Source organism: Acinetobacter sp. YH12151, from assembly GCF_013418355.1.
Taxonomy (GTDB): Bacteria; Pseudomonadota; Gammaproteobacteria; order Pseudomonadales; family Moraxellaceae; genus Acinetobacter; species Acinetobacter pseudolwoffii.
This window is the reverse complement of sequence record NZ_VPCG01000059.1, coordinates 1-11394: the sequence shown is the minus strand read 5'-3', so window position 1 is coordinate 11394 and position 11394 is coordinate 1. Positions and strand designations below refer to the sequence as shown.

The 11394-nt window shown below is 43.3% G+C and carries 7 protein-coding genes and 2 pseudogenes; 3 read left to right on the top strand and 6 right to left on the bottom strand.

The annotated features are described in order from the left end of the window. Positions 1 to 99, top strand: a pseudogene (locus FTU82_RS14405) (IS1 family transposase); the annotation flags it as partial. Between the two features lie 66 nt (positions 100 to 165). Beyond that, entirely contained in the window at positions 166 to 600 is a 435-nt protein-coding gene (locus FTU82_RS14400; RefSeq protein ID WP_180101501.1) for a hypothetical protein, read from the top strand. A gap of 14 nt (positions 601 to 614) precedes the next feature. Here FTU82_RS14400 and ruvB read toward each other — a convergent pair whose 3' ends face one another. The 5 genes from ruvB to FTU82_RS14380 form a co-directional block, all read right to left on the bottom strand. Continuing rightward, complete coding sequence (gene ruvB / locus FTU82_RS14395; protein WP_004279105.1) at positions 615 to 1622, bottom strand: Holliday junction branch migration DNA helicase RuvB; 1008 nt, start codon at positions 1620 to 1622, stop codon at positions 615 to 617. A 222-nt stretch (positions 1623 to 1844) separates the two neighbouring features. Continuing rightward, complete coding sequence (ruvA, locus tag FTU82_RS14390; protein ID WP_180086408.1) at positions 1845 to 2447, bottom strand: Holliday junction branch migration protein RuvA; 603 nt, start codon at positions 2445 to 2447, stop codon at positions 1845 to 1847. Positions 2448 to 2567: 120 nt separating this feature from the next. Then, positions 2568 to 3908, bottom strand: coding sequence for a deoxyguanosinetriphosphate triphosphohydrolase (locus FTU82_RS14385; protein ID WP_180086406.1), 1341 nt, complete (start codon positions 3906 to 3908; stop codon positions 2568 to 2570). Between the two features lie 173 nt (positions 3909 to 4081). Beyond that, positions 4082 to 4213 (bottom strand): putative transporter small subunit, encoded by a 132-nt coding sequence (locus tag FTU82_RS16040; RefSeq protein WP_005097597.1) that lies wholly within the window; start codon positions 4211 to 4213, stop codon positions 4082 to 4084. A gap of 11 nt (positions 4214 to 4224) precedes the next feature. Further along, complete coding sequence (locus tag FTU82_RS14380) at positions 4225 to 5862, bottom strand: hypothetical protein (protein WP_005170049.1); 1638 nt, start codon at positions 5860 to 5862, stop codon at positions 4225 to 4227. A gap of 1334 nt (positions 5863 to 7196) precedes the next feature. On the opposite strand from FTU82_RS14380, the gene purL reads away from it, so the two are divergent. Then, the gene (gene purL, locus FTU82_RS14375) at positions 7197 to 11030 is read left to right on the top strand and encodes a phosphoribosylformylglycinamidine synthase (RefSeq protein WP_180086404.1); all 3834 of its coding nucleotides are present in this window, start codon (positions 7197 to 7199) and stop codon (positions 11028 to 11030) included. 214 nt (positions 11031 to 11244) lie between these two features. On the opposite strand, the pseudogene FTU82_RS14370 reads toward purL, so the two are convergent. Further along, positions 11245 to 11394: pseudogene (locus tag FTU82_RS14370) on the bottom strand (IS1 family transposase); the annotation flags it as partial.

Below are 11394 nucleotides of genomic sequence, written 5' to 3'. Positions count from 1 at the left end.
CGTGGATTTAGGAGAAGTTGCAACTTTTCTAAAAAGCTCGAAAATCATTTTAAAGCCTTTGATTTGACTTTCTTTTACCTTAATAACGGATTTGTTTAACGCCAGCATACTTTTTGAAACACCACCAAAAAATCAACTGAATCACAGATCAAGTCTAATGAGGACTTGATTAAATCCCAAAATGAAATAAAAGTTAAAGAATTAAAAACGCTCTATAAACAACGTAGGGCAGAAAACCTTAGAGTTATAATTTCTGAAATTTCATCATATGGAATTGGTTTTTTAAGTAATGCTAAATTTCGATATTTGATTACTAAAAACATAGCCAGTTTAGATAATGAAAGTTTAAAGCTGAATTACCATCAGTTTGAAAATAGTATAACCAAGGTGCTTTCATATATCAGACCAGGTGAGGTGCTAGATGAACAAGTTAGAAAGGAGTTATTTGACTTATTAGATATGGCAACGCAGTTAATTAGCTGTATTTTGGGAGATAAGGATTGTACTGACCAACTAGAAGAACTTGAATATAAGTTGGGATATATTAATGCAAGTTTAAACATATTTTTAATTAATATGCTAAATGAAGAAGCAGCCTAAGCTGCTTCTTGAAATCACTTCTCTTTCGGTTCAGGTGGTGTCATCCCAAACTGCAAATACGCCATATTGGTGGCAATACGACCACGCGCAGTACGCATCACATAACCTTGCTGAATCAGGTAAGGCTCAATTACATCTTCCAACGTGCCTGAGTCTTCCGCCATAGCTGCTGCGAGTGCCTCAACACCGGCAGGGCCTCCATCAAAACGCTCAAGTAACATCGACAGGTAACGGCGGTCGAGGGTATCTAAACCATCTTTATCGACTTTGAGCATGTCCAAAGCACGTTGGGCCATATCCTGATTGATTTCACCAGTCCCTTTGACCTGAGCGTAATCACGGACACGGCGCAATAAACGGTTGGCAATACGTGGTGTGCCTCGTGAGCGACGGGCAATTTCTTTTGCGCCATCTCCCGTCATAGGTACATCCATCAAATTGGCTGAACGCTTGACAATGTGGGTTAAATCTTCAACCGAATAAAACTCTAAACGCTGTACGATTCCGAAACGGTCACGCAGCGGAGAGGTGAGTAGACCGGCACGTGTAGTTGCAGCTACCAAGGTAAATGGCGGTAAATCCAGTTTGATTGATCGTGCAGCAGGCCCTTCACCAATCATGATGTCGAGCTGATAATCTTCCATCGCTGGATAGAGAATTTCCTCAATCACCGGTGAAAGACGGTGGATCTCATCAATGAACAGGACATCACCTTCTTCCAGATTGGTCAGCATGGCGGCCAAATCACCGGCACGTTCTAGCACCGGACCTGAAGTCGACTTAAGATTACCGCCCATTTCGCGGGCAATAATATTCGCCAGCGTGGTTTTACCCAGGCCGGGCGGGCCAAAAATCAATGTATGATCCAGCGCTTCTTCACGGCCACGGGCGGCACCAATAAAGATTTCCATTTGCTCTCGAACCACAGGCTGACCAATATAGTCATCGAGTGAGGTTGGACGGATGGCACGATCAAAATGATCTTCTGGTTTTTCAGAACCACTGATGAGACGGTCTTGCATATCTTTTGAGTTAATCTCTATGGTTTATTTGAGGTGAATAAAGTCATAGCCTCAAAATGCTTTAACAATTCGTATGCCATTGTGCAGGCATGCTCTTACTTTTGACAGGGCAAAAGTAACAAAACCCTTTGCAAAAATAATGGCACATCCTATGCCATATTTCTGCGGCAGCATCCATGCTGCCTTCTCATCTTCATTTTGCAGCGAATATTTAAATCAGTATTAACGATTCATCGATTTTAATGCGGCACGAATAATGTCGCTGGCTTCAGTGTAATCTGCTTTAATCGCATTAATCAGTTTTTGCGCTTCAGCAGGTTTATAACCCAAAGACTGTAATGCAGCTTCTGCTTCAGCCACGGCTGAATTGCCCATAAACTGAATCTGTGGTGCAGTTGAATTGCTTGGCGCAGCACCTGAAGCCATGGCTTTAAAACGGTCACGTAATTCAATCATTAAACGTTCAGCGGTTTTTTTACCGACACCGGGAACTTTGACCAAGGTATTCACATCTTCATTTTCAACGGTATGAATCAGCATTTCCACACTTAAAGTCGAAAGAATACCCAAGGCCATTTTGGGACCCACGCCGTTGACTTTGAGTAAGGTGCGGAAAATGGTTTTTTCCTGAGCATTGATAAAGCCATACAGCAACTGTGCATCTTCACGCACGGCCAGATGGGTCCAGAGTGTGACTTGTTGTCCTTTTTGCAGCTGGCAGAAAGTCGTCAGCGGCGTATCAATTTCATAACCGACGCCATTTACATTTAACAGTACGGTGGGTGCTTCTAAAGCCAGTACTTCACCAATCAGACATCCAATCATCTTTTATCATCACTAAATTCAGTTTTGCTGCATAGTAGTCAGCATTTTCCGGAAAGGCAAAATCTGCCGCTGTAAAATAGATGATTTTATTACAATCACCCTCCCATACAGCAGAATATTTTATAACAATCCGGCTTTATTGCCTTGTAATTCCTGCGACAGGTTATAAGCCTGATGATCAGAAAATTTCGAAACAATATCCAGCACCTGCATGATATTGTCATAATGGCTGGCGCTAAAATTCGCCCCTGAACGTTGCAGAATCGACATCAAGCGCTGTTCTTTAAAACTCAGGTTTTTATGCGGCGTTGTTAAGGGAATAAAGGCATCCAGAATATTTTGCAAACATTGATGCGCGATAATTTCCAGTCCTGCTTTTTGCGGATGCTCAAAAATTTTATCCCGTGCCAGTTCTTTGGCGCGATTAATCCCGATTTCAATGTCCGCAGTACAATATTGCAATAAAGTACCTTGTAACTGACCCGATAAAATCTGGTCATGATGACGGGCAAAAGCCGTTGTCACTTCATCGACCAGACGTTTCATGACCCGACCACGCAAGGCGGCAATTTTTTGCTGCCAGGTGGTATTGCTCATGGCGATTTCAGAAGGAATACCATAATCACCGAGCAGATTTAAAAAGACCGGCTTAACTTCGTCATAACTGAGCATATTCAGGCTAATACCATCTTCAAGGTCAATCAGGGCATAACAGATATCATCAGCCGCTTCGAGCAGATAGGTCAGTGGATGACGGCAGTAATGATATTCAGCTAACTGAATCAGTCCGAGTTGTTCTGCAATCTGCTTTAAAATCTCTTTCTCGGCCTGATAGCAGCCAAACTTGGCCCGATTGCTGGCAGGTAAATCGACTTGAGATGCCATGGTTTTTGACAGCCACGGATATTTTAAATAAGCCCCTAACGTGGCATAAGTCAAACGCATGCCGCCATCATTGGGATGGTAATCGATTTTGGTCAACAGGCGTAGACCTTGGGCATTGCCTTCAAACTGACGTACATCGGCTTCTTGTTCAGGACTGAGATCTTTTAAAAAATCGGTATGCGATGCATCGTCGAACCATTCTCGAATGGCATATTCACCGGCATGGCCAAAAGGGGGATTACCAATATCATGTGCCAGACAGGCAGCCTGAATAATGGCACCGACATCGGCCGGGGAAATCCAGGGCGGTAACTGATCTTTTATTTTCTCTGCGGCCAGCATCCCGAGTGAACGCCCAATACAGGACACTTCAAGTGAATGTGTGAGTCGTGTATGAATACCATCGTGCTGGGTTAAAGGGTGAACCTGAGTTTTACGGTTCAGCTGGCGGAAACTTTGTGAAAAAATAATACGGTCATAATCTTTGTGGAACGGGCTACGTGCCAGTTCAGTACTTTGCTTTTTACTACCAATCCGAACTGTCGAAAGCAGCTCTAACCAACGCATTTGAGTCATTTATCATTATTCAATTCTTTGCTAAGTGCATCATGCCAAAAAAGTAGCAACAGCACTAGAGTGCTGCGACATGAATTGTCGGAACAAACAAAACCCTGTGGAAATTTCAGCTGAACAATCGCTATAAAAAAACAGGTCATATTGACCTGTTTTTATCTCATGATAGAAGTGGACTAAAGCAAATCTTCACCACTGATCTTGGCTTCCTGGATGTCTTTATAGACCCCCATGCAAATGACGAACAAAATCATCGTCGCCACCAATGGCCAAAAAAGTACATATAGGGTCATAAATTGACTACTCATCTGAAATCTCCTTATTTACTTTTCTCAGATACCTGGTGAAATTCAATCACCATCTTATTGATTTGTTTAAAATCAAATCGTTCTTTGCTATTCATTAAAGTCAGTACGGTACAGACAATGGCGCTGCTGCCGTAGGCGGTCAGGGAACTCAATAGCGTGCCATAATCACGCAGGAAGCCGATGGTCCATGGAAGGAAGCCGATACTGGCCAGAATACCGACCACCAGGCCGACTTTCTTGCCAAAGAAGCCAAAGCTCATCAGACCCAGTACCACACCAATACCGATGGTGGCCATAAGCTCAAAACTGAGTGCGATCAGACCCTGAATTGGCAGCCATTCAAATCGAACCACCAGAAAGCTTAAAAATGCGATACCGACAGACCAGTTAAAGGCACGGGCATTGACCTTGTCCCAGTACAGGCTGGCAATCACCGGGAATACGATGGCACCCCAGAGTGCACCGACGAAAATCAGCATCGCTAGAATGTCGAATTTAAGCGTGGCAATTAAAATACCGAGCATGGTGGCTACAATCATGGTCATCCGGCCAATAAACAGCATTTTCTTCGGATCAGGACGATTTTTAGCAATCTGTTTGCCATAAATATCGGTCATTACGATGGCAGACAGGGCAGATAAATCCGAATCCGCCGTTGACGAAAGCGCGCCAATCACCATGACAAAGAGTAAGGCCACCATAAATGGAGACAGATACGTTGCTGCCATTTGTGGAATCAGGTTGTTCAGGTTGCCATCAATCGGCTGAATCCCGGCAAATAGTGCCAATAATCCGAGCATTCCCAAACCGACGACAATCGCGGCATAACCGATGGTTGCAGTAATGAAGCTGGGTTTGATCAAGTCTTTACGCACTGCAAACAGGCGTTGGGCGATGGTCTGGTTACCAATTGCATAAGCCAGTACCGCCACAAAAAATGGTGCACCCTGTTCTAAAAATGCGGTTTTCGAAAAGAAATCCAGTTGTTCCGGTTGCAGATTATGCATGCCGGTCTGGAACAGTGAGGGGCCGCCCAGGGTGAAAAATAGCGTCGGAATAATGATCACTGCCGCCACAATCATGGCGACCAGTTGACCAAAGTCGGTAAATACCGAGGAGCGGAAACCTGACCATAAAGTATAGGACAGGACGCCAATTCCGGTAATCAAGACCCCATGGATAAAGCTGAGGGGAGACAGAATTTCAACCAGCGCACCTGCTGCGGTAAAGTTTACCATCAGACTGATCACGCTTCCGACAATATTGGAGCCTGCCAGAATCATCTGGCTCTGGTTGCCATGCCGTGCATGCATGATTTCTGCCAAAGTGTGTGCATTGGGTGCCAGGTCGCGGAAACGTTTGCCGAATGGGTAGATAAATAAAATCATCAGTGCACCCCACAAACCATAGTGTAAGGCACCGGAAACACCGTATTTATATCCGGACGAAGCTGCTGCATAAAATGAAGCGGCCCAGATCCAGGTGGCGGTCATACTGGCCGCAGACATTCCAAATCCGATGGAGCCATTCGAGACCATATATCCATCGACATTTTCATTTTTTTGCTTAATGCGTAACGACAATAGAAAGGTGATGCCATAGAAAAGCACCATCAATAGTACAGTTGCTGTACTAGTGAATTGAAACATACATACTCCTTAAGCGGGTCACCTTTTGTTTTTGAAAATTAAATCATTGGCAACAGATTAAGGCTCTAGATTAGACAGAGCAGTGAAGCTACAGAAAATAAAAAAACCAGCGTCTGAATATCAATTGGATATTCATATCTGCAGCAGAAAAGAGGATGATTCATGCGTCCTGAATGTGGACATTTCCTCAGCAATTGGCGTAGAGGTTAACATAAAATCATCAAATTTACTGATGAAGTCATTAATTATGTAGATTCTTTGCTGATATAAGGCTATTTTTGATTTCAACATCTTATAAAATGTAGATCTGTTGGTTATATATTTTTATAGGAATTACAGGTATTTATTGCATGGTTTTTTATTAGAATAAAGATGGATGTCAGTCAGAAAATGAAAAAGTAACAAAATTTTAATATTTCTTATTTTCTTCATTATGAGTAGTGATTTTTTTCATAATAGCCTAAAAAACTTTCATTAATTCATGTCTGATGATGCTTATATATTCTGAATTTTTTCATAAGAATAGAGGCCGAGAATCAGTTTGAATTTAAGCTTTATATTTTCAATTGATTAGCATGTAATTTCGCTCTTTTTAGCGAAGAATTTAAGAAATATTTGAATCAATATTTTTGGTTAATATATCGGTGAAAACAGACTTAATATCCTGGAAATCCATTTACTAAAGTAGATCTATTGATTTTAATTCTCACTCTTTATTAGAAACTATGGTGGGGTCTTATATGTGAGATTTAGGTATCTTTGAATAGAGTTCATATATTAAGATGAGTGATCGGAGTAATCTGGGCTACCGGATATTACTGGAAGTCGATTGAAGCAGGCGATATAGTTTGCTCATACAGACAGGCTCGAAAAGGGAGAACAGCGGGGCAGAGTCTTAAATCCTGCAATGGAGCCCGGAATGGGGATAGCTGGATACAAAATTATTTCAGTAGTGCAACTCGCCGACAGAGAGATGAGCTAAAAAATGAACTCGACTGTTTCAGTCTATCCTTAATAAGTTTTTTATAACGGCTCAAGAATAAGTTCTGTACGCATTTTAAGTGGTCTTGCTGTTGAAAAATAATACAATTTTCTTAAGTGAAATTATTGTTAATCGGTTTTGATTTTTCTTTAACAAATTGTGTTAATCTACGCGACTACATTCAATTTTCCTGCCTGAAAATAAACACAATATTTTAAAAATACAGAATATTTCAGCCGTAGTTTTCGTATTTGCCATCTAGCCGATTTCCTTATTTCACAGTAGAATATGTGCTCTCTCAAGTCACATTGTGGCATGGTTGTTCAGACCATCCCGTGGAGCCAAAATCAGCATGTTTATCGTTGCCGGTGCACCCGCACATTCTTCTTTTAAGAAAACTCAACTATTATCGCGTTTGACGTCAATTAGTTCTGTTCAATCAATTGAAAGTCAATGGGTCTACCTCTTTGACCAAGCGCTCAGCGAGCAACAACAGCAATCAGCTTTACAGCTTCTCAACGATGGGCAATCTTTTGAATTGCACCAGGCTGCAAGTGATGAAATCCAAATTTTAGTGACACCGCGTGTCGGCACCATCTCGCCTTGGTCTTCTAAAGCTACAGACATTTTCAAAAACTGTAATACGCCGGTTCATCGTCTTGAGCGCGGCGTTTTATTTACGTTGAAGGGTCTAAAAGACGTATCAAATGAAGTTCAACAGATTTTGCATGACCGTATGACTGAAAGCGTATTCAATGCGATTGAAGAGGCTGCGGTACTGTTTGTTGAAACAGCACCAAAACCACTGAACTCGATTGATATTCTGGGTGAAGGTAAAGAAGCACTGGTTAAGGCCAATAATGAATTTGGTTTTGCATTGTCGATGGAAGAAATTGATTACCTGACTGAAGCGTTTATCAAGCTGGGTCGTAATCCAAATGACATCGAACTGATGATGTTTGCACAGGCAAACTCTGAGCATTGCCGTCATAAAATCTTCGGTTCTGAATGGACCATTGATGGTGAAGTTCAGCCATTGTCATTGTTCCAGATGATCAAGAATACTTATAAAGAATCACCTACAGATGTATTGTCGGCTTATAAAGACAATGCTTCGGTGATTGTCGGTTCGGATACCCAGCGTTTTTATCCAACCAAAGAAGACAATGGCCAGCAGGTTTATAAATATAAGAGTCAAGCCGCGCATATCTTGATGAAAGTGGAAACTCACAACCATCCGACAGCGATTGCACCATTTGCCGGTGCTGCGACAGGTTCGGGCGGTGAAATCCGTGATGAAGGTGCGACCGGTCGTGGTGGTAAGCCTAAAGCAGGTTTAACCGGCTTTACAGTATCTAACCTGAACATTCCGGGCTTTGAACAGCCTTGGGAAGAAAACTATGGCAAGCCATCGCGTATGGCATCGCCGCTACAAATCATGATTGAAGGCCCATTGGGTGGCGCTGCGTTTAACAACGAATTTGGTCGTCCTGCCTTAAATGGTTACTTCCGTACCTTTGAACAAAACATCAATGGCGATGTTAAAGGTTTCCATAAGCCAATCATGATTGCCGGTGGTTATGGCAACATCCGTCCAGATCACGTTGAAAAAGATCCAATCTTGCCGGGCGATTTATTGATCGTGCTCGGTGGCCCTGCCATGCTGATCGGTCTCGGCGGTGGTGCAGCATCTTCTGTAGACAGCGGTAAACTCGGCGAAAACCTGGATTTCGCTTCGGTACAACGTGAAAACCCGGAAATGGAACGCCGTTGTCAGGAAGTGATTGATACTTGCTGGCGCATGGAAGACCAGAACCCGATCGTGTCTGTACATGATGTGGGTGCAGGTGGTGTATCGAATGCCATGCCTGAACTGGTGAATGACCATGAACTCGGTGCGGTGCTGGATCTGCGTAAGATTCCATCGCTTGAGCCGGGCATGTCGCCTATGGAGATCTGGTCAAATGAAGCGCAAGAGCGTTATGTACTGGCGATTCGTCCATCTTCTTTAGAATTATTTGAATCGATCTGTGCGCGTGAACGTTGTCCGTTTGCGGTACTCGGTGAAGCAACTGAAGCGCGTCACTTAACCGTTGAAGATCCGTTATTTGGCAACAAGCCAGTGGATATGCCAATGCAGGTGATGCTTGGTGGTACACCGCGTATGAGCCGTTCATATGAAACGATTGAACGCAAAGGCGATGATTTCGACGCGGCTAAAGTCACAGATCTGAAAGATGCGATTTATCGCGTTTTGAAAAACCCGACAGTGGCTTCTAAATCATTCCTGATCAGTATTGGTGACCGTTCGATTACTGGTATGGTGGCACGTGATCAAATGGTCGGTCGCTGGCAGGTTCCGGTGGCGGATGCTGCGGTAACAACGACAAGCCTAGTAGGCTACACCGGTGAAGCGATGGCGATGGGTGAACGTCCACCAGTCGCATTGCTCAATCCTGCTGCATCGGCACGTTTATCAGTGGCTGAATCAATCTCGAACATCATGTCTGCAAAGATTGAAAAAATCAGCGACATTAAATTGTCTGCAAACTGGATGGCTGCTGCAGGTCAACCGGGCGAAGATCAAGCGCTATTCGAAGGTGTAAAAGCCATCGGTATGGAAATGTGTCCAGCACTGGGTATCGCAATTCCAGTCGGTAAAGACTCATTGTCAATGCGTACCACCTGGAATGACGAAGGCGAAGACAAGTCTGTCACTTCTCCAATGTCAGGCGTGATTACTGCATTTGCACCTGTGACCGATGTTCGTAAAACATTGACCCCTGAATTGAAAAATGAAGAGTCGGTACTGGTTCGTATTGACTTGTCTAAAGGTCAGTTCCGTCTAGGTGGTTCGATTCTGTCTCAGGTGTATAAAGCAATCGGTTCTGTGACGCCTGATGTCGACAGCTTCGATGACTTCAAAGCATTTTTCGCTTTGGTTCAAGACTGGAACAACCGTGGTCTGATCAAGGCATATCATGACATCGGTGATGGTGGTTTATTGGCGACTGTTGCAGAAATGATGTTCGCATCACGTTTGGGTGTAGCACTAGAAGATCAATCAATTGCAAGCTTATTCGCTGAAGAAATTGGTGCAGTCCTTCAAATTGCCAAAGCAGACTGGGAAGCGCTACAAGCTGAAGTTGCAGCATCTACCCTGAAAGATGCCATTCAGGTGGTGGGTACGGTAAATAACACGGATCAGTTATCTGTAAACGGTCTAGTACTTGAACGTGCTGATCTGCAAGTGGCTTGGACGGAAGTATCCCACCAAATCCAGCGCCTACGTGACAACGTACAAACTGCGGATCAGGAATTTGCTCTTATCACTGACAAATCTCATGCAGGTATCATTGCGAAACCGACATTTGATTTGAATGAAGCGATTGAAGCGCCGTACATTAATTCACGTCGTCCGAACATGGCGATTCTGCGTGAGCAGGGTGTCAATGGTCATATCGAAATGGCAGCAGCATTTGATAAAGTCGGCTTCAATACCGTTGACGTACATATGAGTGACTTGCTGGCAGGTCGTATCAGCCTGGATGATTTTGAAGGCTTAGTGACTTGTGGTGGCTTCTCTTACGGTGACGTGATGGGCGCTGGTGGCGGCTGGGCAAAATCAGTATTGTTCAATACTAAACTGCGTGACCAGTTTGAGAAATTCTTTAACCGTCAGGAAACCTTCTCGCTGGGTATCTGTAACGGCTGTCAAATGTTGTCTCAGTTGGCTCCGCTGATTCCGGGTGCTGATGCTTGGCCACGTTTCCACCGCAATACTTCTGAAGTGTTTGAAGCACGTGCGGTGAATGTTCGTGTGGAAAAATCAAACTCTGTATTGCTTCAGGGCATGGAAGGTTCGATTCTGCCGATCGCTGTAGCACATGGTGAAGGTCGTGCGGTTGCAACTGCGGAAAACTTTGCTGCGCTCAACGCATCGAATCAGGTGGTTCTGCGTTATGTAGATAGCTTGGGGAATGCAACACAACATTATCCATTGAACCCGAACGGCTCACCGGAAGGTATTACCGGTGTAACCTCTCAAGACGGTCGTGCAACAATTATGATGCCGCACCCTGAACGTAACTTCCGTGCGATTCAGCATTCTTGGAAACCAGAAGACTGGGATCAAGATGGTGCTTGGTTACGTATGTTCCGTAATGCACGTAAGTTCATTGGTTAATCGGTTTTAGATTAAAAAAGGGTTGCGTCAGCAGCCCTTTTTTTATGTATGTTTCGGAGTTAACATCGTTTAAATAATTCAAATAAGTAACCAGTTTAAATCATGAAAATATTTACATATTTTATCTTTGCATTATTGTGTTTTAGTGCAGATTATAACTTTGCAGATGGTGCATATTTAAAAATAGGGTGGTGTTTCAAAAAGTATGCTGACATTAAATGAAGCCATTATTGATGTAAAAAAGGTTAAGTCGAAAGCTTTAAAATGGTTTTCAATCTTTTTTGAAAAATTACAACTCCTTCTAAAACCGCGCCTAATTCGATGCCTTATTTTGCAATTATTACCTTCAATACCTACAGTAAAA

Excerpts from the sequence above, each read along its gene's own strand:
- ruvB (WP_004279105.1), bottom strand. The coding sequence starts at position 1,622 with ATGCAAGACCGTCTCATCAGTGGTTCTGAAAAACCAGAAGATCATTTT.
- ruvA (WP_180086408.1), bottom strand. The coding sequence starts at position 2,447 with ATGATTGGATGTCTGATTGGTGAAGTACTGGCTTTAGAAGCACCCACC.
- FTU82_RS14385 (WP_180086406.1), bottom strand. The coding sequence starts at position 3,908 with ATGACTCAAATGCGTTGGTTAGAGCTGCTTTCGACAGTTCGGATTGGT.
- FTU82_RS16040 (WP_005097597.1), bottom strand. The coding sequence starts at position 4,213 with ATGAGTAGTCAATTTATGACCCTATATGTACTTTTTTGGCCATTGGTG.
- FTU82_RS14380 (WP_005170049.1), bottom strand. The coding sequence starts at position 5,862 with ATGTTTCAATTCACTAGTACAGCAACTGTACTATTGATGGTGCTTTTC.
- purL (WP_180086404.1), top strand. The coding sequence starts at position 7,197 with ATGTTTATCGTTGCCGGTGCACCCGCACATTCTTCTTTTAAGAAAACT.